Source organism: Flavobacterium sp. CG_9.1 (genome assembly GCF_015751645.1).
GTDB lineage: Bacteria > Bacteroidota > Bacteroidia > Flavobacteriales > Flavobacteriaceae > Flavobacterium > Flavobacterium xanthum.
The window spans coordinates 142,608-166,860 of the sequence record NZ_JADOVC010000003.1; the positions used below are offsets into that span (position 1 = coordinate 142,608).

Consider the following 24,253-nt stretch of genomic DNA (forward strand, 5'->3'; position numbering starts at 1 on the left):
AAGTAGAAGTTTGATGGAGAAAAATAGAGAAAATGGAGTTTTTTGCTATCTTTGTTTCTTGCTCTAAAAAAAGATAAAATACATGGGTTTAGTAACCGCGAAGGAAGTTGCAAAAGCAATAAATGCAGACAAGTATGGAGTTCTGGGGACTTTTTCCGGCTGGATCTTGATGAAGGTGCTAAAAATCTCCACTTTAAACAAAGTATACGACAGAAATAAGCATTTAACGGAAGTTGATTTCCTGAATGGTATACTAGATGATTTACAAATAAAATTCGAAATTCCAGAAGAAGATTTAAAACGTTTGCCAAAGGAAGGTGCTTATATCACGATTTCAAATCATCCATTGGGAGGAATTGATGGGGTTTTGTTACTGAAATTGATGTTGGAAAGAGAACCAAATTTCAAAATTATAGCTAATTTTCTTTTGCATCGCATTGCCCCGCTCAAGAAATACATCATGCCTGTAAATCCTTTTGAAAATCACAAAGATACAAAATCAAGTGTGGTAGGATTAAAAGAAACGTTTCGCCATTTGAGTGATGGAAAGCCGCTAGGCATGTTTCCAGCCGGAGAAGTTTCTACTTATAAAGACGGAAAACTGATGGTAGATAAACCTTGGGAAGAAGGCGCTATAAAAGTCATTAGAAAAGCCCAAGTTCCTGTTGTCCCTATTTATTTTCATGCAAAAAACAGCCGATTATTTTATTTACTTTCTAAAATAAGCGGAACATTTAGAACGGCAAAACTGCCTTCGGAAGTGTTTAGTCAAAAACACCGTGTGATCAAAGTGCGCATTGGCAAACCTATTTCCGTAAGTGAACAAAATGAGCATACAACGATAGAGGAATATTCTGAATTTTTAAGAAAGAAAACCTACATGTTAGCGAATCCTTTCGAGAAAGAAATCCCTTTTTTGCCTACACCTACCTTAAAAATTCCTAAAAGTCCAAAGACTATTGTTACTGGGGCTAGTCAAGATAAAATGACTAAAGAAGTAGATGTATTACGAAGTACCGATTGTCGACTTTTACAAAGTAAAAATTACGAAGTGTTTCTTGCTGAAGCACATGCAATTCCAAATATCCTCCATGAAATAGGTCGTTTACGAGAAATTACTTTTCGCGAAGTGGGCGAAGGAACAAATGAATCCATTGATTTAGACAAGCACGATCAATATTACCATCATCTTTTTTTATGGGACAATGAAGCCAATAAAATTGCTGGTGCATATCGAATGGGATTGGGTTCAGAAATTTATCCTAAATATGGAATAAATGGATTCTACCTCAACGATTTGTTCCGATTTGAACCCGAATTACATGATATGATGCACAAATCCATAGAAATGGGAAGAGCTTTTATCATCAAAGAGTACCAACAGAAACCAATGCCGCTTTTCTTGCTTTGGAAAGGAATTATGCACACGACTTTACGATATCCAGAACACAAATTTTTATTGGGAGGCGTAAGTATCAGTAATCAATTTTCAGATTTTTCTAAATCGCTGATGATTGAATTCATGAAGTCCAATTATTACGATCCTTATATTGCACAATACATTCACCCAAAGAAAGCCTACAAAGTAAAATTGAAAGATGCCGATAAAGATTTCATTTTTGATGAAGCAGAATCCGATTTAAATAAGTTTGATAAAATTATTGATGAACTCGAACCAGGAAGTTTGCGTTTGCCGGTTTTGATTAAAAAATACATCAAACAAAATGCAAAAGTGGTTGCTTTTAATGTTGATCCACTGTTTAACAATGCCGTTGATGGATTAATGTACATCCGAATTGCTGATATTCCAGAAAGTACCATGAAACCTGTGATGGAGGAATTTCAAGCGGAATTAGAACGAAAATTAGCTGATAAAGAAGATTGATTTTTTTCAAAACTTTTTGAAAATCAACACGATTACAACGCTCACAAAGCCACTACTTTCAAAATCAAAACCCTATAAATGGCAGGATTTTTTTGAAAGTAGTGGCCTTCTTATTTATTAAAGTATAGCTATTAAAAATCGCTTATTTCAGCCTTTAAAACCACGCTTTTTTATTTAGTTGATATGTAATATAAAATTCCTCATCTGATTTTGTCAAGTAAATTATTCCTTCGATAACACCTAATATATAAGTAACCGTACCACAAGTAAAAAGACTAATCACTAACCAGATAATTCCTTCTGTTGTGTATCCTAAAAGGAATTTATGAATGCCAAAAGGCCCCAAAAGTATGGCTAAAATCCCCGCTGGAAGTTTTTTATTGTCTTTACGAATTGGTGTTGGGTTATTCCAAGCTTCAAACTTTGCGTTTTCCATAAAAGTTGGTTTTAGGTTATTTTTTGGTAGTTATAATAGAAATTTATTGAAATGTAGCGTCAATAGGCTCCCAGAGTTCGATTTTATTTCCCTCGACATCCAAAATCCAGCCAAATTTTCCATACTCATAAGTCTGTACATCACCTATAATTGTTACACCTTCATCCGATAATTTTTGCAACAAGCGTTCTAAATTCTCCACTCTGAAATTTTGCATGAACTGTTTTTCGCTTGGTTCAAAATATTTTATACCTGCGGCAAAAGGCGACCATTGCGTAGTACAATCCTCCCCTACTGCATCCTTCCAATGAAAAGTAGCACCATAATCATCTGTTTTTAAACCTAAATGTTTGGCGTACCAGGCAATCAACTGCATCGGATCTTCTGCTTTAAAAAAGAAACCGCCTATTCCTGTAACTCGTTTTTCCGGTTCAACAGCTTTGGCTTGACCAAAATATTTCGTTTTTATTTTATCAACTATGACTTGCGCTAATCGTTCGTGGCTCTCGAATGTCCAACCGGCAATATGTGGTGTCAGAATGACATTCTTGGCTTTCAATAAATATTGAAAAGCTTCCGGTGTATTTTTATCAGTAAACAGGGTTTCGAAAGATAATTTCTCATATTCCAAAACATCCAAACCTGCACCGAGAATTTTATCGGATTTCATAGCCGAAACTAAATCAGCAGTGACAATATTCTTTCCACGAGACGTATTGACAATCCAAAAGGATTTTGAAAATCCATTAATAAAATCGCTGTCAACCATTTTATCGGATTTAGGAGTCCACGGAATGTGTAAACTCACTACATCTACTTTTTGCTTAAATTTTGCTAATGAAACCTGTTTTGCATTGACGTCACCTACTTTATCCTTAATATCATAACACAATACTTCCACATCAAACCCACGGAGTTTTTTAGCAAAAGATTTTCCCATATTTCCATAGCCAATAATCCCCACGGTTTTTCCGTCCAATTCATGACCACGATTGCTTTCTCGATTCCAGTGCCCGGAACGTATCTCGCTATCGGCTTCATTCAATTTATTAAAAAGGGATAAAATCATTCCCAAGGTATGTTCGGCAACAGCATTTCGATTTCCTTCTGGCGCAGCGATAAGCGTAATGTTTTTTGAGGCTGCATAGTCACAATCAATACTTTCTAATCCAGCTCCTACTCGCGCTACAAATTGTAAATTAATGGCTTTGTCTAAAAAGGTTTTGTCTATTTTGAAACGGCTCCGAATAACAATTCCTTGATACTCCTGAATTTTAGTTTCAATTTCTTCTTTTGAAGAGTTAAAATCGCTATGATTTATAAATCCAGAATCCTGCAATTGATTCCAAAGTAAGGGATGATTGCTGTCTATGTGAAGGATTTTGATGTCCATAAGTGTTCTTTTTTTGATCCCTCAAATTAACAAAAAAAATACGATTTATTGCTTTAACAAAGGAAAATAGAGTGCAATTTTGTAAATTTGCAACTTCAATTTTTTTTACAAATCGAATCATTGTAAAAAAAGAAAACTCAGTAATGAAATTAACGAAAACATTTAAAGCTTTTTTCAAAAGCGAAAAATCTGGTGGTCTTCTACTACTCTCTGTCACAATAGTCTCTCTTTTATTAGCTAACTCATCCATTCAAACTGAATATATTGCATTTTGGGCAGCCAAACTAGGCAGCCATTCTGTAACGGAATGGATAAATGATGGTTTAATGACAATCTTCTTTCTTTTGATTGGTTTGGAATTAGAGCGAGAGATGTATCAAGGGGAATTATCTAGTATAAAAAATGCAGCTTTACCTCTTTTTGGAGCCTTTGGGGGAATGATTATTCCGGCAGGTATCTTTTTACTATTGAATTTTGGTACAATCACACAAAATGGTGCTGGAATCCCAATGGCAACTGATATCGCATTTGCTATTGGTATTTTATCGTTATTAGGGAATCGCGTTCCTACCTCACTCAAAGTATTTCTGACTGCACTTGCTGTAATAGATGATTTAGGTGCCATCATGGTCATTGCCATATTTTATACAGAGTCCATTGCCTACATAAATTTGTTTATTGCTTTGTCCATCATGGGCGGGCTGTTTATTCTCAATAGAAGAAAGGTTCACAATCTCATACCATATCTGATTGGTGGTGCCGCAATGTGGTATTTTATGTTAAATTCTGGAGTACATGCCACGATCACCGGCGTTTTACTAGCTTTTGTGATCCCATTTGGTAATGGAGGTAAGAAAACCTCCTCCTATAAATTACAGCATTTTTTGCATAATCCCGTTGCCTTTTTTATTCTTCCTTTATTTGCCATCGCTAATACAGGCATCGCTATTGGAGGCGAATGGCACGAAGGATTGAATCATCCCAACACAATTGGAATCATTCTAGGTCTCGTGGTAGGAAAACCATTAGGGATATGGCTATTTTCATTTATTGCTGTGAGTTTAGGGATTTGTACACTTCCAAGAGATTTAAAATGGAGCGACATCTTAGGTGCGGGAATGTTGGGTGGTATCGGTTTCACGATGTCTATTTTTATTACGCTACTGGCTTTTAAAAATGATGGACAAGAAGTCATTACCTACTCCAAGATAGCGATTCTAATTGCCTCTTTTATTGCTGGAACAATTGGTTTTATATGGCTAAAGTTTGTACTAAGGCCCGCAAGAAAAAAAGTAACTAAATAACCTCGGTTATATTTATAAAAATGCCTCGTTTACAAAACTGTAAACGAGGCATTTTTTTAGTGACAATTGACCTTAGCTTGATTGGGTTATTCCAAAACTATTTTCAAAATTACTTTTCCTGATAAATAAGAAACCTACGCAAGGAATCACCATTAGAGGAGTGAACTTCTGAAGTATAGCAAACTGAATAACGATACTTGCCAACACTAATCCTATCATGATTCCTCTTCCAAGATGGTATGTACAACTTGGGTTTATGGTAACTATCTTAGTTTGACCAGCTCTCAAAACCACTTCTTCTTTTTGACAGGATACTTCGTTGCCAATTTCAATAAAGTGCTTTCCGCTCTCAACAAGAAATTCTCGGCGGTTGTTTTTGAAGTTCATTTCGCAAGCTGTTTCATTAGCCACGCGAACTGAATACATATTTGCCTTATTATAAATTCCACTACTTTTAGACATTCTAACTATAATTGTACCTTGATTCATAAGTAAATGGATTAACTGATTAGTATGATGATAAATATTTCATTATTAATTTTTTTTACAATTTCAAAATACTTTTTCTAAAAAGCATATCCAATTGATAGCTGTAAATGAATTATATATTGGTTTCTATTATAGTCCTCATCTACATTTGTCGCATTGTCATTAAAAGAATTCTCCTTTACATATACTACACGATATCCGACTCCTACAGCGGTTTCATACGTAAAATGAGCACCTATTTGACGTTTTAATCCCCAAGTAGGAACAATTGCTAAATCAGCTGTTTTAGTTATAGCATCGTCTAAATTAAGCACAAACCAATCCGGATGATAACTGGTTCTAACCGAAACATAATTACCGCTGTTATTATTAATTTTTTTACCGTTGGAGTTCCTTTTTTCCAAATTCTAATAATATCTTGGTTCTAAGGATACTATGGGTTGCAAAATAAAACCTGCACCTTCATAATGAGTTCCTACTGTATAATCATTTTCAAGACCAATTTCACTTCGCAAAGCAATGCTATTAGTCAACTTCATTTCATTATTCAACCAAATCCCCACACGTGTTCCAAAACCGGCTTGGATTCCAAAAATGGATTTTTCAACACTTACTTCTTGAGCATTTACATTTAGATTAAATACTAAGATCAGAATTACTGCTACTTTTTTCATGTCAAATTCTCTTGTTTTTTAATATTTAGATTTTCTACTGACTTAATTTCTACTTTGTAGTCCAATAATCTACTACAGTCACTTTATCTGGAGCCGGATTCAAAAGAGCTACTAAAGCTTTATGATCGGGATGAATTAAATACGCATCTCTATCAGCTTCACTATTAAATGTTAAAGTAAAACAATGCGTCAAACCGTTATTCAAATTTTCAGGACTGTTGTTAACTCCCCACTCATAAGTACATCTAATCAGTAACTAACCATCTCACTGGTTTAGATTTTAATATCTGTTTATCAGTTATTTAGTTACATGTCAATATTACAATATTTTAGAAAAATTGTGTAAAAGTTTTATTGTAAAGTATCCTGATATTTGTGTAAGTGAAAATTAATTCACTCCTTAAATACAAAAAATATGAACACTGAAAAATCAATTGAAATACTAAATTCGTTAGTCCAAATCAACAACGATAGAATTCAAGGGTACGAAACTGCTTCAAAAGAGGCTGATGAAACAGACTTAAAAACATTATTTTCTCATTTTACTGAAACAAGTTTGAAATGTAAAGCAGATCTTGCTACAGAAGTAAAAAGATTAGGCGGAACACCCATTGAAGGAACAACTACATCAGGTAAGTTGTTTAGAGTATGGATGGATATTAAATCTGCAATGACAGGTAGCGACAGAAAGGCGATAATCAATTCATGTGAATATGGAGAAGAAGCTGCACTTGAAACCTATGATGAGGCATTAAACAATGCTGAAAATCTATCTGCTGAACAATTGATGATGATAAATAAACAACACGCAGCAATAAAAGCAAACTATCAAAAAGTAAAAGAACTAAGCAATCTAATGGCTTAAATTTTTATTTACAGCAACAAGTATTAGTCAAAATTAATTTTACTAACTCGCTGGTTATATTTAATTCAAGTAAAAAATCGCTTAGCCATTAATGTAGATATCTAATTTCAGAATCTTGAATAATGGCTAAGCGATTTCTATAAAAAAACAACGGGACCTTTTTTTGGAATTGTATAAATTGCCTCATTATAGCAGCAAAAACTTATACAAAATGTCAATATTAATTTAAGGAGAAGGTCACCCCAAATGACGTTTATCCCTTGATTTGTTTCAAAGACGTTTTGATTCCTCGTATCAAAGACGAACTAAATCCGTGCATTTCCATTTCATTCAAACCAGCAATGGTGCAGCCTTGTGGCGTAGTTACACGGTCAATTAATTGTTCTGGATGTACTTTTTCTTCGAGTAGCATTTCGGCAGCGCCTTTTACGGTTTGTGCTGAAATGGCTAATGCGGTCTGCCAGTCAAAACCTATTTCGATACCGGCTTGCATCGATGCGCGAATGTATCGCAACGCAAAAGCGGTTCCACTGGCTGCCAAAACAGTCGCGGCATCCATTAATTTTTCGTCAATAATAGGATCGGTTCCTAAACTCTGAAAAAGGGAAACTACGCCTTGTGCTTTCTCTTTGTCTTTTTCGTGGAATGCAATACAAGTGGCTGATGCGCCAAATTGTGCCGCAATATTAGGCATGATTCGGATCGCACTATTAGCCGTACCAATCTTGTTTTGTAAATTTTCTATGGACAAGCCGCTCACTGCCGAAGCGATGATTTTATTGGAGATTACAGGAAGGATTTCGGCTAAAACGGTATCTACTTGGTACGGTTTTATCGTTAAAATAATGACATCAGCTTCCTGAATCTGATGAATATTACTAGTGGAAACGGTTGCACCTAATTTTTCAAGATACAGAATACTAGACGTGTTTCTTCGGGTTATAGTAACTTGATTTTCTGGTGAAAATTTGGATAGTCCTAATGCGATAGAAACACCTAAGTTTCCTCCGCCAATGATGTGTACTTTCATGCTGGTTGTGGTTTTCCTCTCCCCTCCCGAAGCTTCGGTACCTCTCCAAAAGATAGCGTTCTGTTAGGGTAAAGTGTTGGTTGTGTAGTTATAGTTGTATTAGTTTGTTGTTTAATTCCCTATCAAATTCTATTATCTTTCTTCTTTGTTCTATTCTCTCTCTTAAAACCCTAAAATCATTTTTGCTATCGAAAAATAAATCAAAATTCCGCAAATATCATTACTCGTTGTGATGAACGGTCCCGTTGCTAAAGCGGGGTCAATACCAAATTTATCCAGCAATAACGGAACAAAAGTTCCTATTAATGAAGCAATAATAATTACCGACATCAATGCTACGGTAACAATAATTCCGATTATAATTTCAACATTCAACAGAAAATGACTTCCTAAAAATAATATCGTAGCCAAAATAAGTCCGTTTAATAAACTTAGTGACACTTCTTTGACCAATCTACTAAATAATGATCCGCTTAACGTATTGTTTGCCAAACCCTGCACAATAATTGCCGAAGATTGCACCCCAACATTTCCTGCCATAGCTGCAATAAGGGGCGTGAAAAAGAACAAATTCCCATGTTCAAGCATCGCGCCTTCAAATAATCCAAGCACTTTTACAGAGATAAATCCCCCCAAAAGAGCCAAAACCAGCCATGGCAAACGTGCTTTTGTATGTTCAAATATACTGTCATCCGCTTCTACGTCCTGTGAGATACCTGCTGCCAACTGGTAATCTTCATCGGCCTCGTCCTTGATTACATCTACAATGTCATCAATGGTGATTCGGCCTACTAGTCTTCCTAATTCATCTACCACAGGAATGGCTTCTAAATCGTATTTTTGCATGATTCGCGCCACCTCAACATCTTCAGTATCTACTTTTACCGAGTTCAATTTCCTAATATAAACATCGTTAATTGGCGTTCTGGAAGAAGTAGTCAATAAATCCTTGAGAGACAAACGTCCTTTTAGCCGGTCTTCATCATCCACCACATAAATAGAATGAACTCTGGAAATATTTTCGGCCTGAATGCGCATTTCTTTGACACAAGTAAGTACATTCCAATTTTCATTGACTTTAACCAATTCTTTGTGCATGATTCCACCTGCGGTATCTTCGTCATAACGCAACAAATCCACAATATCTTTGGCATGCTCTACATCCTGAAGTTCTGATATTACTTCGGCTTTCAAATCTTGCGAAAGCTCGGCAATAATATCGGCTGCATCATTGGTTTCCAACTCGTCTAACTCTTCCGCAATCTCCTTTGGCGAAAGCCTGCTTAATATATTCTCGCGTAAATCATCCTCTAATTCTAGAAGAATTTCAGCGGTTTTTTCACTGTCTAATACTTTAAAAATATAGGTCGCTTCATTAAAATCAAGCTCATCTAGAATTTCAGCAATATCAGCGTGGTGCATATCATTCAATAAAACGCCCAGTTGCTCGTCGTTTTTATTTTGAATAAGTTGCTCTAATTCTTGAATTAGTACTTTGCTGATTTTAAACTCCATCGGCTTCTATTTTTTGGGTAAGTGCAATGAACTCTTCTACATTTAATTGTTCTGGACGTAGATCAAAGATTTTGTCTTCTCGCAAACTATCGGACAAATTTAGGGTTTTTAAACTGTTTCGTAATGTTTTACGTCGTTGTTGAAAAGCAGTTTTGACTACAGTGAAAAATAACTTTTCGCCGCATGGCAAACTATAATCTTTCTTCCTGCGCAAACGTAAAACTCCCGATTTCACCTTTGGTGGCGGAATAAAAACATGTTCATCTACCGTAAATAAATATTCGGCATCGTAAAAGGCTTGAACCAAAACCGATAGAATTCCATACGCTTTTGTTCCTTTTTTTTCACAAATTCGTTGCGCTACTTCTTTCTGGAACATTCCTGCAAATTCGGGAATCTGATCACGATATTCCAAAGTTCTAAATACAATTTGAGTCGAAATATTATAGGGAAAATTTCCAATGATAGCGAATTGCTTTCCTTCGAATATCTCATTTATATTGTACCGCAAGAAATCTTTAGAAATGATTCGGTCCTTTAATTTTGGATAATTTTCATCTAAATATGTCACTGATTCCGCATCGATTTCAATAACATAGGTATTCACGGGTTTATCCAATAAATATTTAGTCAAAACTCCCATTCCGGGACCTATTTCTAATACATCCTCATATCCTTCTAAGTTCAAGGTGTCTGCAATATCTTTTGCAATGCTTTCATCTTTTAAGAAATGTTGTCCGAGGTGTTTTTTGGCTTTTACTTTTTCCATTTTTTATGCTGAATACTTTCCAGTATTTTTTATTACCCTAATTTATTGATTTTTGTTTATTTCTCGCAATTGCTGAATATCCAATAAATCCTTAGGCCTGTTTGCTTTAATTTTGCTTGTTATTAAATCCTCTAATGACAGTACATTCCATTTTAAAAAGAGAGTGTCCTTCACTTGAACTTCTTCACTACTTTCAAACGCTTCTGCAAAAGTTTTATTTACAGAAAATTTTGTGATTAATTCTAAATCTAAGTCTACTGGAGAGAATTTAACGGATATATTTTGTTCTTGTTTTTTTACATTTTCGGGGAAATCATCAATTTCATATCCCATTTCATTAAAAACGGACACTAATTTTTTAAAGTTTTCATCCGTGGTCTCAATCCAAAAATCGACAGCTGCTGAATGACGCTGGTATCCATGAAAATTTACTGCTCCTCCGCCAACCATCAACATTCTGACATTATGTTTATTGGCAATAGCAATGAATTGACTAATATTTTCTTCCCATTTTTGAAACATATCAGCTTGCTTTTATTTGAATAATAAAATTCGAATTTGTGTCGTTTTTATGCTTCACCGGAAATTGATTAACCTTCTCCATCAAACGCAAAAATTGATAAAAACGTTCTGCTTTGGACAATTTCAAAAAATCCTCCAATTGTTTTCTGTTGCTTTCCTCTTTGGTTTGAAAATGGATTTCCATGGCTATTTATAATCTGCAATCAGTTCTAATTCTGTTCTAAACGCCAACATTTTATCTCCAAATAATTTTAATCCTTCTTCACGAAAACCTGGCGCATCTTCCTGATAATATTTCTCCAAAGTTTCCTTACTATCCGTGGTGTACTGAACAGAATAGGTTACTCCGCCCATTTCTTCTTCAATTAAAACCCGAACCATTCTTGCAGCAGAGAATTTTCCTGTAGCCAGAATTTCAGGAATGTGCTTGTGTTGCATCCAGATCATCCATTGATCGTGAACACTTTCGTGTATGTTTGTAGTAACGTTGTATAGTATCATATCAGCCCCCTAACCCCCCAAGGGGGAATCCTACTAGGGGTAAGTAGGGTTAAAAATGTCATTAATTTATATACCATTCGCTATAATTATAGCAAAAATTCATTGTTTATAGTGTTCCTTTAATTCCCCCTTCGGGGGTTAGGGGGCTATCGTATCTCCCCGCAACTGCCTGAATTTCTTCCTAGCTTCCACAAAATAAATACTATCCTCATGACCGAAAATTATCTTTTCGTATAGTGGTTTCGCTTTCTCTGGCACCACTTGCTTGTTATAAATTTCTGCTGCAAAATACAAAGCTTCGTCTATGTAAATTCCGTCGCTATGTTGGTCGATAATCGTTTGATATTGGCTTAAAGCCAAAGCAAAATCACCTTTCTTTTTATATATTTTGCCCAATCGCAACAAGGTGACTGCCTCGATTTCTTCTCCTTTATGATTTCTAAGTATGGCTAGAAATTGTGTTATAGCCTCCTCATTCCTTTTTTGAAACAACAGGTAATCTCCTTTAGCAAACTGTTTCAAAGCGGTTTGTGTCGAATCCGCAACGGTATTGTCATTGATTAACAGAAAATACTCTAAGGCATCATTAGCAATCAATTGCGTATTTGCCGATTTTAATTCCTTGAACTGTTTCAATGCCCAAACGAAATCGGTTTTAAAATAACTCGTTTTGGCTGCTTTCAGACTGGCTTCATGCGCCATGACATCGTTCTTCAAATCCAATTCAATCTGTGAATAATAGATCAATGCCTGATTGAATTTCTCTTCGTACAGCAAAATATCTGCGAGTTCCATTTTGGCATTAGCCACTTCGTAATCATTCAGTTGCAACTCCAATGCGCTCTTGACAATTGCTTTTGCTTCCTCTGGTTTTTTTAACTTAAAAGCCGTGAAATGAGCCTGAATTAGCTGCAAAGATAAGGTAAAAGGACTTATTTCAAATTGTTTCAACAAATCCTCTAATTCTTTGCCGATGATAACCAATTCATTATCCGCTGCTTTTTCTATTTTCATTTCAATCAAATACGAATTGGCTTGGATAAGTAATTCTAAATCTTGGGTGTTTTCCAATACAAAACCAAGTATTTCCTTAGCCGCTGCCTCATTTTCCTCTTCAATAGCCAGTTGCCCTAAATTCACAATATTAGCAAGTGATTCTGAGTTGCGTTTGTAAATGGCTTTCTCTTGAATAAATGCTTTTTCGAACTCTTTTTGCTGTACATAAAACCAACTCAAATAATGGTTCCAAAAAATATCTTGATTTTTCTGGGTTCTTAGGATTAATGCCTTACGTAAGAGTTCATTGAAATTTGCATCTCCTTCGTCAACCATAAAGCGAACCAGCTGATTTTGGATTCTGATAGAGTTTTGAGGATTCGTAAACGCTTCGTCCAAAAAGGTAGCAATCATCATTTCCATATTAGCCATTTGACCGTAAAGCAACCCTATTTGATAATTGAAATTAAAATTCTGATCCGATTCTGAAGCGGTTTGATAGGATTTCAGCGCATAATCGAGTAACACTTTTCGCTCAAAAGCGTTAGCAATTCCGTAGACTTCATTTGGATTTTTTTTAATTCGTTCTACTGCCTGCTCGTAGTATATTTTAGCTGTGTCATCCTTTTTTTGCAGCTGGAAATTATACCCTAATTCCACCAGAAGATTTCCCTGCTGGTATTTCTCCAGTCGCTGTTGAATGGCTTTTTCGGCACTTTCAAATTGTAGTAATTGTTGCGCACAATCAATTGTTCTAAGGAAATACTGAGAGTTTTGAGGAATCTCTTTCAGCAGTTCTTCGTAGCTGATTTTTGCTTTTTCAAAATCGCCTTTGTCATAATAATACTGTGCTAATTGCTCGTTTTGCGAAAAACAAACCAATGAAAAAAACAGCGCGATATGTAGAAAAATATTTTTCATCTTGAAAGTGTTCAGTATTCAGTGTTCAGTTTGCTAAACGGTACATTGTCCAAAAACTAACTGAACACCGATCACTGACCACTAATTTATAATATCAAACCCACAGTACGAACGTAAAACCTCAGGAATTACAATTCCTTCTGGAGTTTGGTAGTTTTCTAAAATTCCGGCCAAAACTCTTGGCAAAGCCAATGCACTTCCGTTTAAAGTGTGTGCCAATTGGTTTTTTCCGTCCTTGTCTTTGAAACGCAATTTCAAACGATTCGCTTGAAAAGTTTCAAAATTAGAAACCGAACTAATCTCTAACCAACGGTCTTGCGCCGTTGAAAACACTTCGAAATCATACGTCAAAGCCGATGTGAATCCCATATCGCCACCACAAAGACGCAATATTCGGTAAGGTAATTTTAGCTCTTGCAAAATGCTTTTCACATGTTCTACCATTCCGTCAAGCGCTTCGTATGATTTATCAGGATGTTCCACTCGAACGATTTCCACTTTGTCAAATTGATGCAAACGGTTTAATCCGCGGACATGCGCTCCATAAGAACCTGCTTCACGACGGAAACATGGCGTGTAAGCCGTGGTTAAAACCGGTAATTCATTTTCGTTCAAAATTACATCACGAAATAAATTGGTTACGGGAACCTCAGCCGTTGGAATTAAATATAAATCATCTGTTTTGTCATGGTACATTTGCCCTTCTTTGTCGGGCAATTGTCCCGTTCCATAAGCAGATGCTTCGTTTACCATGTGTGGCACCTGAACTTCATTGTAACCTGCAGCGGTATTTTTATCCAAGAAATAATTGATTAAAGCCCGTTGTAATTTGGCTCCTTTTCCTTTATACACCGGAAATCCTGCACCCGTGATTTTTACTCCAAGCTCAAAATCGATGATGTCGTATTTTTTTACCAATTCCCAATGTGGTTGCGCTCCTTCGTGCAAAACCGGGATTTCACCTTCTTCAAAAACGTTTAAGTTTTCCTCGGGAGTTTTTCCAACAGGAACGATATCCGCAGGAAGATTGGGTAACGTATATAATTTTTCTAAAAGTGATGCTGCAAGTACATCTGCATTTTCAGCTAATTTTTTACTTTTCTCTTTGTTTAAAACGGTTTTTTCTTTTAGAATAGCTGCTTTTGATTTCTCTCCGCTTTTCATCAATTCGCCAATATCTTTGGATAATTTATTAGATTCGGATAGAATTCCGTCTAGCTCCACTTGTGTTGCGCGGCGTTTTTCATCCAGTTGTACCACTTCTTCAACAATACTTTTGGCATCCATATTTCTTTTTGCCAGAGCATTGATTACTTTTTCTTGATTCTCTCTAATAAATGCGATTTGTAACATAGCTTGATTTTTTTTGGGCTAACTTGTATAATAATGGAAGCAAATTTAAGGAAATGTTTGGGACTTACGTGGGAAAGTTATGAGGAAAAACGATTTACTGAGTCTGTAAAAAACTATTTCACAAAGATGCACAAAGCAGACACAGAGATTCACGAAGTTTAACTTTAAAATTTTTTAAGCGACTTATGAAAAATCTATTTCGCAAAGAGCCGTAAGAAGGAAGAAGAGATTCACGAAGTTTAACAAAAGAACAAGATAGTTTGCCTTTATAATCTTTGCGAGTCTCTCTGTTTTTTTCTTTGTGTGCCTCTGCGAAATAGCTCTACCCAAGCAACTTACTCTCTTTTTATCTCGTGTCCCACAAATTCTTCCAAAACAGCAAACATATCATCCACCGAAAGCACTTCGAGATCGGGATGGGATTTTAAGAAATCAGCATTCAAGTTTACTAGATTTTCTTCTAGTTCGAAAAAAGTATCGGTATTGAGCAAATCACGAATTGGGTTTACGCCCTCGAGCTTTCCTTTCAAGAACTTACTCAATTTTACGCTACTCATTAGTTTTACTTTTTTGGACTGTTGTTGAAACAATTCTAAATGTTTTTCGGCGCCCAATATTTGTAAACCTTCTTCAATAAGTTCGTTGAGCTCCTTGTCCCAACCTGAATTATGGACAAATTGAGCAAAATTCCCTTCGGTACATTGCGAGGTGTAATAATCCAGATAATAACTCATTAAGGCATCTTCGTGAATCAAATCATCATCAATTTTTTCCTCACGCATCAGGTTGATTACCGAAATATTAGAGTTGATTATGTCTTGTGGGTTTTCGCTATTTGCTGCGGTTTCTGAAATTATGATTCTACCGAATTCCATGGATTTGTGTTTAAGGAGTTTGGCGGCAAATTTCGTTTTTTTTGCCACAGATTACACGGATTAAAACGGATTTTTTTTGGAGTCGTGTTTTAAGAGATTATTTTTTAATAGCAAATTTCACAAATTAGCACAGATTCTTTTCAAATTTATCCGGCATCAGATTCGTCACTATTTTTTTGCTGATTCATTTTAGTAACCAAAGTTTTCAAGCGCAAGGCTTTTTCTTTTTTTTCTTCTTGAAGTTTAGCCTTTTTTCGATTTAGCAATTTAGTATGCAAAGCTTTATTTTTAGTATTTTTTTCGGGTCCTTTTGCCATGGTTTTTGATTTGATTTATTTTCTTTTAAAATGCATAATCGAAGATTTTATTTTAAATATCCTGTAAACCTTTTCCTGAAAGCTTTACGCCTTTCTTATTTTCACTGAAATAGAATAGTAATCCACCTAGAAAATATAAAATTACGTCTGCCCAATCTGCTGTATATCTCTGATTGAAACTTGGAAGATAATATTCGAAATAAAAAGAGTAATAACTCGCTAAAAGAATAACAAAGCCTAATGGAAATTTAAAATCTTTATCTTTTTTTAAATGGCGAATTGTAAATTCCATCGCACCTAACAACAGTGGAAGACAAAACAAATCATTCGCATAATTATTGATTACTGATGGCAATGGCAAGCTGAACCGCTGCAAGACATAGATTGCCAAAGCGGTTACAAACATACCTATGTAAATCACTACTCTAAACATACAAAATGCCAGCTGTCCAAGCGGAGATTACTGCTAAAATCGCACCAATAGTCCAAGAAGAACTAAACGCTTGAGCTATTTTTCTAATTATAACTTTTTTATTTTTTGTAGCTCTTTCTGAGAAAGAGCAATGCTGATTTTGTTTGGATACTTTCATTTCGATTTATATTTTAACCAGCGGCTGCGGCTGTAACCAAGGCAATAATACCTCCCACTAGAACTGCAAAGAAAAGCCAAATGGCATAACCTGTTTTAAAAAAAAATCGAATTACAAGGTTCGAATGTTCTAAACCATTTTTTAAAAATGCCTCCACTTTATTTGGTTTTGTATTTTTTTGTTGCTCAATTTTTTTTTGAAGTTTACTTTCACTTTCAAGTTTACGTTTTAAAACGACATCTAGTAGAGCCTTACAATTGCTACAATACTCGTTATTGTAATTTACTGTGCCACATTCTGAACACTTTATATATGATTTATTCATTGAAGTTTTACTCTTAGTTAACTTTTAACCCAGTTTATCTGATAGCCAAATTATTTAGAACAGAATTTTTACATAGATCCTATAGATGGACCATGAGGCAGTATAATTCATTTAATACTTTGATTCAAAGTTAACGAAATTATCTGTTTCGAGAGTCTAATAATTGGGGCTGAACATTTTTAAAACTGCTATCGTAGAGTATAAAGGTTAACTTAAAATTGGTTTGTTTTGTTACAATTTACATATTGAAGTTTCCATCTAATTTTTCCAATCTAATTTGTCATGCAGAGAGCGCCTCCTTGTTAGCTACTAAATCAATAGTGTTGAGATTCCTTCTAAAAGCGAAAGAAGGAATTAATTAAAAAGTACAATGTAAATTCGAAATGCCCTAGCCCGGATCAAAGCGACATCCTATTGTGCCGGGGTTCGGCACAATAGATACAGCGGAGAGCGGGAAATAGCTACTAATCCTTCGGCCTCAATAAAAATGACAATAAATAATTCCTTATTTTTGCACCTCGTTCTGAATTAATTTCAGAATCTAAAAATAATTTTATGACACAGAATCCAAAAAGATATACCATTACAGCGGCATTGCCTTACACGAACGGACCCATTCACATTGGCCATTTGGCGGGGGTTTACGTACCTTCGGATATTTATTCCCGTTACTTGCGATTGCAAGGTAGAGACGTTTTGTTTGTGTGCGGAAGCGACGAACACGGTGTTGCCATATCAATGAAAGCCAAAAAAGAAGGCATTACGTCACAGGAAGTTATCGATAAATATGATGGAATCATCCGCAAATCATTTATTGACTTTGATATTTCTTTTGATAATTACTCTCGAACTTCAGCTAAAATTCATCATGATACGGCTTCGGAATTTTTTAGGACTTTATATGAAAAAGGCGATTTTATCGAACAAGTAACGGAGCAATTATACGATGCGAAAGCCAATCAGTTTTTGGCGGATCGTTTTGTAATTGGTACTTGCCCAAAATGTGGTAACGAAGAAGCCTACGGGGATCAATGCGAAAAATGCGGTTCGACGCTGAATGCTACTGATTTGATTAATCCAAAATCGACTATTACGGGAGAAACTCCGATCATGAAATCAACGAAACACTGGTTTTTACCTTTGGATCGTTATGAAGATTTCTTGAAAGAATGGATTCTTGTTGGACATAAAAATGACTGGAAACCCAATGTTTACGGACAAGTAAAATCGTGGATTGATGGCGGACTAGAACCTCGCGCGGTAACTCGTGACCTCGATTGGGGAATTGATGTCCCGGTCGAAGGCGCTGAAGGAAAGAAATTATACGTGTGGTTTGATGCGCCAATTGGCTATATTTCATCTACGAAAGAATGGGCTTTGCGCGAAGGAAAAGATTGGGAACCGTACTGGAAAGATCAAGATACCAAGCTGGTTCACTTTATAGGAAAAGACAATATTGTTTTTCACTGCATCATTTTCCCTGCGATGCTAAAAGCCGAAGGAAGCTATATTTTACCGGATAATGTTCCTGCAAATGAGTTCTTGAATTTGGAAGGAAACAAACTTTCTACGTCTAAAAACTGGGCGGTTTGGTTGCACGAATATTTAGAAGATTTCCCAAACCAGCAAGATGTTTTGCGTTATGCACTGACATCGAATGCACCGGAAACAAAAGATAATGACTTTACTTGGAAAGATTTTCAAGCGAGAAACAACAATGAATTGGTAGCTATTTACGGAAATTTCATTAATCGTGTGGTGGTCTTGACCAATAAATATTACAATGGCGTTGTACCTCAACCAAACGAACTTTCAGAAGTGGATGAAGCGACTTTAACAGAATTGAAGGCTTATCCAGCGGTGATTTCGAGTTCGCTTGAACGATACAGATTCCGTGAAGCGTTGAGTGAATTGATGAATGTGGCGCGTTTAGGAAATAAATATTTAGCCGATGAAGAGCCTTGGAAAGTGATTAAAGATAATCCAGAGCGCGTGCAAACACAAATGTATGTAGCGTTACAAATTGCTGCTGCCTTGAGTTCTCTTTGTGAACCATTCTTGCCTTTTACCGCTAAAAAATTATCTCGAATTTTAAAAATAGCATCTCCATTGTCTTGGGCTACCATTTCAGAATCTTCAGATTTGATTCCGGCTGGACACCAAATAGGAGAAGCAGAACTACTTTTTGCCAAAATTGAAGATGAGGAAATCCAAAAACAAATAGATAAATTGGAAGCTACAAAAACAGCGAATAAAGCCGAAAACAAGGTGTCCGAACCACAAAAAGAAGCGATTCAATTTGATGATTTTGCCAAAATGGATTTGCGTGTCGGTACGATTATCGAAGCAGAAAAAATGCCAAAAGCCAACAAGCTTTTGATTTTGAAAGTAGATACTGGAATTGATGTTCGCACGATTGTTTCGGGAATTGCAGAGAGCTTTAAACCAGAAGATATCATTGGAAAAAAAGTAACTGTTTTAGTGAACTTGGCACCAAGAAACCTACGCGGCGTAGAAAGTCAAGGAATGATTTTGATGACTACAAATGCAGAAGGAAAATTAGTTTTTGTAAATCCAGATGCTGAAGCAGCGAATGGGGAGACAATAAATTAAGAAAGAGTACAGTAAACAAATTGCCACTAAATTAGTGGCAATTTTTCTTAAATAACTCTTCGAAATATTTTTTATTAAAATTTATACTTTTTGAACAAAAAAATAAGATATTAGCTAAAAAAAGAACCATAACAAATATTTATTATGCTTAAAAATTTACTTCTTACTTTCTTGGTGCTACATGGCTTTGCATCATTTTCACAAGAGTTAGTAATTGCTACTCCACTTGCACTAAAAAAAAATCGTGATGTTTTTCAGACCGTTAACGATGGCAATAAACAGGTCACTTTATTTGTTAGTGACAAAATAAAAGTAACAGCTATTCAGCTTAATGAAAAAATGAATATTGTTGATAGCATCTCTACAGAAAGACCTAATCCTAAAACTTATACCAATATGATTGGGTATAATTTTAGTAATGGAAATACCAGATTATTTTGGTCGTCTAATGATTTCGACGAAATGTTCACTCAATTGTATGATTTTACTAATCGTAAAGTTGAAACACAACAGCACACTTTGGTTTTTAAGGACGAAAAAGTTTTACAGAAATTCAGCAAAAATGAGAAATTTTATATTTTAACTGTTGTAAAAAAAACAAATACGCTCAAATTTCACATTTTTGATAAAGATGGAAAATATGAAGAAAAAAATATTGATTTAAGCAATTTTCATTTTTACACTTCACAATATACTAAAACAACGCTTTACGGTATGTTTGGTGTCAATTTACTTCCTTTTGAAGCTCCTTTTACTTTACAAAATATCAATGTTGAAAATCCGACATCATTGACAGACGCTGCTAAAAAAAGGAAATGTTATTTTAATGACAAACAACTTATAATAACATTTGATACTAATGTCGATTTCACTCAAGTTGTCATTGTTGATTTAGTGAACTTCACTGCTGAAGAAAAAATTGTAAATAAACCTGCAATAGCCAAAGCTGAATTTGATAGATTGAATTCAAATTCATTTTATTTTGAAAATAAGTTATATCAAATGAAAAGCACGTCAGATTTAATTTATTTTACGATTAAGGACTTAGATGACAACATTATCAAGGAATACTTTGCCAATGACACTAAACCATTAGATTTTAAGAACTCAGATATTTACCAAGAAGGAGGAGATTTTGGAGGTGGAAAACGAGTTTTGGAAAATACTTCTCAATTTATTCGAAAAGTAAATAATTTAAATTCGGGTTTAACTTGTTATCACATTGGTAAAAATACTTTAATTGTTTTTGGAGGAATTTCGGCAGTTCAACAATCCGCTGGGCAAGCTGCTTTAGGTCAATTTGGCTTCATTGGTGCTTTAGTTTCTGCAATAGCATTTAATCCTACAATGGAAAGTTTTAATTCCTATTCTAACCGAAAAGTAGTGAAAGTGGAAGGACTATTTGATAAAGATGGAAATCATTTAGAAGGTGACTTACAACCTTTGGCATTTGATAAAATCCGAACATTTTTTGACAAAAACAATGATGTTTCATCACAAACTTTATTCAAAATGAACAGTACATACTATTTAGGGTATTACGATAATAAAACTAACGAATATACCATTAGAAAATTTACTGATTAATAAAACAAAACAGACAACATACACATTGCCAAACTATTGCTTGGCATTTTGTGTTTTATGAGATAAAAAACATGAAACCAACAAAACCAAGATTGGCTTTAGCCTTTGGAATACTTTGTATTTCTATTTTTCCAATATTGGTAAAACTCAAACTTACTCCTGGATTAATTTCTGCATTTTACAGAATGGCCATCGCACTAATGTTGCTTTTACCTTATGTACTTATTACAAAAAAATTTAAACTTCCTCAAAAAAAATACTTGATTTTGGCTGTGATTTGCGGCATATTATTTGCCTCCGATGTAGCGGTGTGGAATATTGCTATTCAACATTCAAGTGCTACTCAAGCTTCTTTATTGACCAATTTGTCTCCGCTTTGGGTGGGGATTATTTCATATGTGTTTTTAAAAACAAAACCGGCTACTAATTTTTGGATTGGAACGATAGTGGCTTTGTTTGGAATGGCAATGTTAGTAGGTTTTCAGTTTTTTCTAGAATTGGATTTTGATTCTGCTTTCCTTTTGGCGGTATTGTCAGGAGTATTATATTCAATCTATTTATTAGTGAGTAAAAAAGCCCTTTCCCAAATAGATGTACTTTCCTTTATGACCGTTAGTTTATTGGCATCCACCGTATATTTAGCGATCGTTTGTGTATTCATGAACGAACCTTTTTCTGGTTTTTCAGATCTGGGATGGTTCGTTTTACTCATTCAAGCAGTGGTTTGTCAATTAATGGCATGGCTCTCTATTAGTTTTGCGACACAACACATGCGACCTACTAGAGTTTCGCTAAGTTTGTTAGGCCAAGCAGTTATCACCTCGCTATTGGCATGGGTATTTCTGGATGAAAAAATCAGCTTAAATATGATTATTGGTGGTCTTATTTTGCTGTTGGGTATCCGAATTACCTTTTACACTAAAAACCCTTTTGATAAAAAAAATAGTAAAAAACACAAAGAACATTCCTCTTTAATTCTAAAAAAATAATATGAAAAATATAAAAGTAATCGCTTTTGATGCGGACGACACTCTATTTATAAATGAAACGTACTTTGCTGAAACCGAAGAAAAATTCTGCAGTTTAATGAGCGATTACCTGTCCAATCAAGGGATCTCTAAAGAACTTTTTAAGGTCGAAATTGATAATTTACGATTATACGGTTACGGAATCAAAGGGTATATTCTTTCCATGATTGAAGCAGCAATGTCCATTTCTAATCATACGTTGCCAATTGAAATGATCGCTAAAATCATCCAATATGGAAAGGAATTATTAGAGAAGCCAATTGTATTATTAGACGGTGTTGAAGAAACTCTAGATGCTTTACACGGAAAATATAAATTAGTGGTGGCCACCAAAGGTGATTTATTAGACCAACGAAGAAAATTACACAATTCTGGTTTAGGGCATTACTTTCATCACATTGAGGTAATGTCGGACAAGCAAGAAGTAGATTACACCGATTTGATTAAACGTCTAGAGATAGAGCCGTCAGAATTTTTTATGATTGGAAATTCTTTAAAATCGGATGTTTTACCGGTTTTAGCCATTGGCGGACACGCCGTACATATTCCGTTTCACACCACTTGGGCACATGAAAAAATAGATCATAAGGTCGTTCATGCCAATTTTAGTGCTTTAGAAAAAATCACAGACGTTTTAAAACGATTGGAATGAGTATTTTCAATAGCAAAACTGAAGGAGATAAAAATTTTATACGCTTGTTCATTATTCCCATTTTGGAATAAAATCTTTCGTTCAACTAGTTTTTGAATAGAAAAATACGATTGATCTGAAAGTGAAAAAACTACTGAAATCATCAAAAATCTGACAAAAACTTCTATAAAAACGTACTAAACAGTCTGTTTTTATAGAATTAAAACGAATCGTTATATAATTTACGCTTTAAAATTTATCATCCAACTTTGTGCTGTAGTTTTGCAAAAAATTAAAAAATTACCACATGAAAAGAATCATACTTAGCCTAGTTTTTGGTGCAACTATTAGTACAATGAGTGCACAAACTGAACCTGTAAAAAGTAGTGAAATGGATTATAACAAATGGTCTATTGAATTTGCGGGCGGTGTCAACAAACCACAGCAACCAATGACTCCCGGATATTTTACTTCTACACCAAGTGCTTTTGTAGCAGATCTTGGCGTTAGATACATGTTCAACAACAAATTTGGTTTGAAAGCGGATGTAGGATACAATAGCTTCCAAGCAAAAAAAGAATCTATTGATTTCGAAACGAATTATTACAGAGCAAATTTACAAGCCGTTACCAATTTAGGAAGAATTTTGAACTTTGAGACTTGGACTAAATCAATTGGTTTGTTATCACATACTGGTTTTGGTTATGCACAGTTAAGAAATAAAGACAATGACATGCAAGACAAGATGGGTAACTTTATTTCTGGTGTAACTGGACAAATTAAACTAAGCAACAGACTGGCATTAACCGGAGATTTTACTACGATTGTTAATTTCAGCCAAGGAACTGCTTTTGATGGAGCCAGCCTTACTCCTGAAGCACGTGGTTTTCAAGGAATCCTTTTTAACGGTACCGTAGGTTTAACGGTTTATTTAGGTAAAAACGAAAAACATGCGGACTGGGTGATTGACAATGAGAATGAAATCGAAGAGTTAAGACAAAAAATTACTGCCATTGAAACTTCAATGTTAGACACTGATAAAGATGGAGTAGCTGATTATTTAGATCAAGAAGCAAATACACCCGAAGGAGCACTGGTTGATACCAAAGGAAGATCAATTGATAAAAACAATAATAATGTTCCAGACGAGACTGAAGCTTACATCTTAAAGAATTATGCTAGCAAAACTGGTGACAGTACCGTAGTTTATGATAACGAACTAATTAAAAGTTTAATCAATGGAGGTTATGTTGCTGTTTATTTTGACTTTAACAAAAGTACTCCAACTAATGTTTCTACAGAAGGAACTGATTTTATCTTAACCTACTTGAGAAACAATCCTTCCGCTTCAGTGGACATTATTGGTCATGCTGACGAATTAGGAAGATCAGCTTACAATGACAAATTATCTAATGCAAGAGCTAAAAATGTTAAAAACACGTTAGTAAAAGCTAATATTGATGCATCAAGATTAAATCTAATTGCTGCTGGAGAAGATACTTCAGTAAACAAAGATTCTGAAAGCGCTAGAAAACTGGTTAGAAGAGTTACTTTCACAGTGAAATAATTTACTTTTTAGTACAACAAAAAGCCCTAAAGGAATTTTCTTTTAGGGCTTTTTTTGTACTAAATTT

At 35.0% G+C, this 24,253-nt stretch carries 26 protein-coding genes and 1 pseudogene; 8 read left to right on the top strand and 19 right to left on the bottom strand.

What is annotated here, in order from left to right; all coding sequences use genetic code 11:
- The first annotated feature begins 82 nt into the window (after positions 1 to 82).
- Positions 83 to 1,885: a lysophospholipid acyltransferase family protein gene (locus IWX83_RS02790; protein ID WP_073352359.1), complete on the top strand. Its 1,803-nt coding sequence runs from the start codon at positions 83 to 85 to the stop codon at positions 1,883 to 1,885.
- A 154-nt stretch (positions 1,886 to 2,039) separates the two neighbouring features.
- Here the strand turns inward: IWX83_RS02790 and IWX83_RS02795 are convergent, their stop codons facing one another.
- Complete coding sequence (locus IWX83_RS02795) at positions 2,040 to 2,321, bottom strand: TM2 domain-containing protein (protein WP_196827479.1); 282 nt, start codon at positions 2,319 to 2,321, stop codon at positions 2,040 to 2,042.
- A 454-nt stretch (positions 2,322 to 2,775) separates the two neighbouring features.
- Positions 2,776 to 3,714: pseudogene (locus IWX83_RS02800) on the bottom strand (2-hydroxyacid dehydrogenase); the annotation flags it as partial.
- A 143-nt stretch (positions 3,715 to 3,857) separates the two neighbouring features.
- On the opposite strand from IWX83_RS02800, the gene nhaA reads away from it, so the two are divergent.
- Positions 3,858 to 5,018 carry a Na+/H+ antiporter NhaA gene (gene nhaA, locus IWX83_RS02805; RefSeq protein WP_196827481.1) on the top strand — a complete coding sequence of 387 codons (1,161 nt, stop codon included), beginning with the start codon at positions 3,858 to 3,860 and terminating at the stop codon, positions 5,016 to 5,018.
- 72 nt (positions 5,019 to 5,090) lie between these two features.
- On the opposite strand, the gene IWX83_RS02810 is transcribed toward nhaA, so the two are convergent.
- The 4 genes from IWX83_RS02810 to IWX83_RS02825 form a co-directional block, all read right to left on the bottom strand.
- Positions 5,091 to 5,507: a hypothetical protein gene (locus IWX83_RS02810; protein WP_073352360.1), complete on the bottom strand. Its 417-nt coding sequence runs from the start codon at positions 5,505 to 5,507 to the stop codon at positions 5,091 to 5,093.
- Positions 5,508 to 5,584: 77 nt separating this feature from the next.
- Positions 5,585 to 5,911 (bottom strand): hypothetical protein, encoded by a 327-nt coding sequence (locus IWX83_RS02815; RefSeq protein WP_084129514.1) that lies wholly within the window; start codon positions 5,909 to 5,911, stop codon positions 5,585 to 5,587.
- Positions 5,912 to 5,914: 3 nt separating this feature from the next.
- Positions 5,915 to 6,181, bottom strand: coding sequence for a hypothetical protein (locus tag IWX83_RS02820; RefSeq protein WP_196827483.1), 267 nt, complete (start codon positions 6,179 to 6,181; stop codon positions 5,915 to 5,917).
- Between the two features lie 49 nt (positions 6,182 to 6,230).
- Positions 6,231 to 6,434 (bottom strand): Dabb family protein, encoded by a 204-nt coding sequence (locus tag IWX83_RS02825; protein WP_196827547.1) that lies wholly within the window; start codon positions 6,432 to 6,434, stop codon positions 6,231 to 6,233.
- Positions 6,435 to 6,596: 162 nt separating this feature from the next.
- On the opposite strand from IWX83_RS02825, the gene IWX83_RS02830 reads away from it, so the two are divergent.
- Positions 6,597 to 7,046, top strand: a complete 450-nt coding sequence (locus IWX83_RS02830; protein ID WP_196827485.1) for a PA2169 family four-helix-bundle protein — start codon at positions 6,597 to 6,599, stop codon at positions 7,044 to 7,046.
- Positions 7,047 to 7,299: 253 nt separating this feature from the next.
- On the opposite strand, the gene proC is transcribed toward IWX83_RS02830, so the two are convergent.
- The 13 genes from proC to IWX83_RS02895 all read right to left on the bottom strand — a co-directional run bounded on the left by proC (position 7,300) and on the right by IWX83_RS02895 (position 16,760).
- The gene (proC, locus tag IWX83_RS02835) at positions 7,300 to 8,076 is read right to left on the bottom strand and encodes a pyrroline-5-carboxylate reductase (RefSeq protein ID WP_196827487.1); all 777 of its coding nucleotides are present in this window, start codon (positions 8,074 to 8,076) and stop codon (positions 7,300 to 7,302) included.
- A 162-nt stretch (positions 8,077 to 8,238) separates the two neighbouring features.
- Positions 8,239 to 9,591 (bottom strand): magnesium transporter, encoded by a 1,353-nt coding sequence (gene mgtE, locus IWX83_RS02840; RefSeq protein ID WP_073352368.1) that lies wholly within the window; start codon positions 9,589 to 9,591, stop codon positions 8,239 to 8,241.
- Positions 9,581 to 10,360, bottom strand: a complete 780-nt coding sequence (gene rsmA / locus IWX83_RS02845; RefSeq protein WP_073352370.1) for a 16S rRNA (adenine(1518)-N(6)/adenine(1519)-N(6))-dimethyltransferase RsmA — start codon at positions 10,358 to 10,360, stop codon at positions 9,581 to 9,583. The genes mgtE and rsmA overlap by 11 nt, the downstream gene beginning before the upstream one ends.
- Positions 10,361 to 10,402: 42 nt before the next feature.
- Entirely contained in the window at positions 10,403 to 10,882 is a 480-nt protein-coding gene (locus IWX83_RS02850) for a DUF6036 family nucleotidyltransferase (RefSeq protein WP_196827489.1), read from the bottom strand.
- A 1-nt stretch (position 10,883) separates the two neighbouring features.
- On the bottom strand, positions 10,884 to 11,066 hold the full coding sequence (locus tag IWX83_RS02855; RefSeq protein WP_073352375.1) for a hypothetical protein: 183 nt from the start codon (positions 11,064 to 11,066) through the stop codon (positions 10,884 to 10,886).
- A gap of 2 nt (positions 11,067 to 11,068) precedes the next feature.
- Positions 11,069 to 11,383 carry a DUF4286 family protein gene (locus tag IWX83_RS02860; protein WP_073352377.1) on the bottom strand — a complete coding sequence of 105 codons (315 nt, stop codon included), beginning with the start codon at positions 11,381 to 11,383 and terminating at the stop codon, positions 11,069 to 11,071.
- A 138-nt stretch (positions 11,384 to 11,521) separates the two neighbouring features.
- Entirely contained in the window at positions 11,522 to 13,300 is a 1,779-nt protein-coding gene (locus IWX83_RS02865) for a tetratricopeptide repeat protein (RefSeq protein WP_196827490.1), read from the bottom strand.
- An 81-nt stretch (positions 13,301 to 13,381) separates the two neighbouring features.
- A complete protein-coding gene (gene serS, locus IWX83_RS02870; protein ID WP_196827492.1) occupies positions 13,382 to 14,653 on the bottom strand; it encodes a serine--tRNA ligase in 1,272 nt (423 codons plus the stop codon).
- Positions 14,654 to 14,988: 335 nt separating this feature from the next.
- Positions 14,989 to 15,528: a DUF4375 domain-containing protein gene (locus IWX83_RS02875; protein WP_073352435.1), complete on the bottom strand. Its 540-nt coding sequence runs from the start codon at positions 15,526 to 15,528 to the stop codon at positions 14,989 to 14,991.
- Positions 15,529 to 15,674: 146 nt separating this feature from the next.
- The gene (locus IWX83_RS02880) at positions 15,675 to 15,845 is read right to left on the bottom strand and encodes a hypothetical protein (protein ID WP_196827494.1); all 171 of its coding nucleotides are present in this window, start codon (positions 15,843 to 15,845) and stop codon (positions 15,675 to 15,677) included.
- A 52-nt stretch (positions 15,846 to 15,897) separates the two neighbouring features.
- Positions 15,898 to 16,278, bottom strand: coding sequence for a hypothetical protein (locus tag IWX83_RS02885; protein WP_231379777.1), 381 nt, complete (start codon positions 16,276 to 16,278; stop codon positions 15,898 to 15,900).
- On the bottom strand, positions 16,271 to 16,435 hold the full coding sequence (locus IWX83_RS02890; RefSeq protein ID WP_196827496.1) for a hypothetical protein: 165 nt from the start codon (positions 16,433 to 16,435) through the stop codon (positions 16,271 to 16,273). Before IWX83_RS02890 ends, IWX83_RS02885 begins: the two co-directional genes overlap by 8 nt.
- A gap of 13 nt (positions 16,436 to 16,448) precedes the next feature.
- On the bottom strand, positions 16,449 to 16,760 hold the full coding sequence (locus IWX83_RS02895; RefSeq protein ID WP_196827498.1) for a hypothetical protein: 312 nt from the start codon (positions 16,758 to 16,760) through the stop codon (positions 16,449 to 16,451).
- Between the two features lie 555 nt (positions 16,761 to 17,315).
- On the opposite strand from IWX83_RS02895, the gene metG reads away from it, so the two are divergent.
- The 5 genes from metG to IWX83_RS02920 all read left to right on the top strand — a co-directional run bounded on the left by metG (position 17,316) and on the right by IWX83_RS02920 (position 24,186).
- Complete coding sequence (gene metG, locus IWX83_RS02900; RefSeq protein WP_196827500.1) at positions 17,316 to 19,373, top strand: methionine--tRNA ligase; 2,058 nt, start codon at positions 17,316 to 17,318, stop codon at positions 19,371 to 19,373.
- 144 nt (positions 19,374 to 19,517) lie between these two features.
- On the top strand, positions 19,518 to 20,960 hold the full coding sequence (locus IWX83_RS02905) for a hypothetical protein (RefSeq protein WP_196827502.1): 1,443 nt from the start codon (positions 19,518 to 19,520) through the stop codon (positions 20,958 to 20,960).
- 71 nt (positions 20,961 to 21,031) lie between these two features.
- Positions 21,032 to 21,949 (top strand): DMT family transporter, encoded by a 918-nt coding sequence (locus tag IWX83_RS02910; protein WP_196827503.1) that lies wholly within the window; start codon positions 21,032 to 21,034, stop codon positions 21,947 to 21,949.
- Position 21,950: 1 nt separating this feature from the next.
- Positions 21,951 to 22,640, top strand: coding sequence for an HAD family hydrolase (locus tag IWX83_RS02915; RefSeq protein ID WP_073352394.1), 690 nt, complete (start codon positions 21,951 to 21,953; stop codon positions 22,638 to 22,640).
- 286 nt (positions 22,641 to 22,926) lie between these two features.
- Positions 22,927 to 24,186, top strand: coding sequence for an OmpA family protein (locus tag IWX83_RS02920; RefSeq protein ID WP_196827505.1), 1,260 nt, complete (start codon positions 22,927 to 22,929; stop codon positions 24,184 to 24,186).
- Positions 24,187 to 24,253: the final 67 nt, after the last annotated feature.

What these genes read in the sequence shown, in the direction of transcription:
- rsmA (WP_073352370.1), bottom strand. Translation starts at nt 10,360, where the DNA reads ATGGAAAAAGTAAAAGCCAAAAAACACCTCGGACAACATTTCTTAAAA.
- IWX83_RS02820 (WP_196827483.1), bottom strand. Translation starts at nt 6,181, where the DNA reads ATGAAAAAAGTAGCAGTAATTCTGATCTTAGTATTTAATCTAAATGTA.
- IWX83_RS02850 (WP_196827489.1), bottom strand. Translation starts at nt 10,882, where the DNA reads ATGTTTCAAAAATGGGAAGAAAATATTAGTCAATTCATTGCTATTGCC.
- IWX83_RS02810 (WP_073352360.1), bottom strand. Translation starts at nt 5,507, where the DNA reads ATGAATCAAGGTACAATTATAGTTAGAATGTCTAAAAGTAGTGGAATT.
- IWX83_RS02855 (WP_073352375.1), bottom strand. Translation starts at nt 11,066, where the DNA reads ATGGAAATCCATTTTCAAACCAAAGAGGAAAGCAACAGAAAACAATTG.
- IWX83_RS02790 (WP_073352359.1), top strand. Translation starts at nt 83, where the DNA reads ATGGGTTTAGTAACCGCGAAGGAAGTTGCAAAAGCAATAAATGCAGAC.
- IWX83_RS02865 (WP_196827490.1), bottom strand. Translation starts at nt 13,300, where the DNA reads ATGAAAAATATTTTTCTACATATCGCGCTGTTTTTTTCATTGGTTTGT.
- IWX83_RS02880 (WP_196827494.1), bottom strand. Translation starts at nt 15,845, where the DNA reads ATGGCAAAAGGACCCGAAAAAAATACTAAAAATAAAGCTTTGCATACT.
- IWX83_RS02885 (WP_231379777.1), bottom strand. Translation starts at nt 16,278, where the DNA reads ATGTTTAGAGTAGTGATTTACATAGGTATGTTTGTAACCGCTTTGGCA.
- IWX83_RS02890 (WP_196827496.1), bottom strand. Translation starts at nt 16,435, where the DNA reads ATGAAAGTATCCAAACAAAATCAGCATTGCTCTTTCTCAGAAAGAGCT.
- IWX83_RS02830 (WP_196827485.1), top strand. Translation starts at nt 6,597, where the DNA reads ATGAACACTGAAAAATCAATTGAAATACTAAATTCGTTAGTCCAAATC.
- IWX83_RS02910 (WP_196827503.1), top strand. Translation starts at nt 21,032, where the DNA reads ATGAAACCAACAAAACCAAGATTGGCTTTAGCCTTTGGAATACTTTGT.
- IWX83_RS02860 (WP_073352377.1), bottom strand. Translation starts at nt 11,383, where the DNA reads ATGATACTATACAACGTTACTACAAACATACACGAAAGTGTTCACGAT.
- metG (WP_196827500.1), top strand. Translation starts at nt 17,316, where the DNA reads ATGACACAGAATCCAAAAAGATATACCATTACAGCGGCATTGCCTTAC.
- IWX83_RS02895 (WP_196827498.1), bottom strand. Translation starts at nt 16,760, where the DNA reads ATGAATAAATCATATATAAAGTGTTCAGAATGTGGCACAGTAAATTAC.
- serS (WP_196827492.1), bottom strand. Translation starts at nt 14,653, where the DNA reads ATGTTACAAATCGCATTTATTAGAGAGAATCAAGAAAAAGTAATCAAT.
- IWX83_RS02905 (WP_196827502.1), top strand. Translation starts at nt 19,518, where the DNA reads ATGCTTAAAAATTTACTTCTTACTTTCTTGGTGCTACATGGCTTTGCA.
- mgtE (WP_073352368.1), bottom strand. Translation starts at nt 9,591, where the DNA reads ATGGAGTTTAAAATCAGCAAAGTACTAATTCAAGAATTAGAGCAACTT.
- IWX83_RS02915 (WP_073352394.1), top strand. Translation starts at nt 21,951, where the DNA reads ATGAAAAATATAAAAGTAATCGCTTTTGATGCGGACGACACTCTATTT.
- proC (WP_196827487.1), bottom strand. Translation starts at nt 8,076, where the DNA reads ATGAAAGTACACATCATTGGCGGAGGAAACTTAGGTGTTTCTATCGCA.
- IWX83_RS02875 (WP_073352435.1), bottom strand. Translation starts at nt 15,528, where the DNA reads ATGGAATTCGGTAGAATCATAATTTCAGAAACCGCAGCAAATAGCGAA.
- IWX83_RS02795 (WP_196827479.1), bottom strand. Translation starts at nt 2,321, where the DNA reads ATGGAAAACGCAAAGTTTGAAGCTTGGAATAACCCAACACCAATTCGT.
- IWX83_RS02920 (WP_196827505.1), top strand. Translation starts at nt 22,927, where the DNA reads ATGAAAAGAATCATACTTAGCCTAGTTTTTGGTGCAACTATTAGTACA.
- nhaA (WP_196827481.1), top strand. Translation starts at nt 3,858, where the DNA reads ATGAAATTAACGAAAACATTTAAAGCTTTTTTCAAAAGCGAAAAATCT.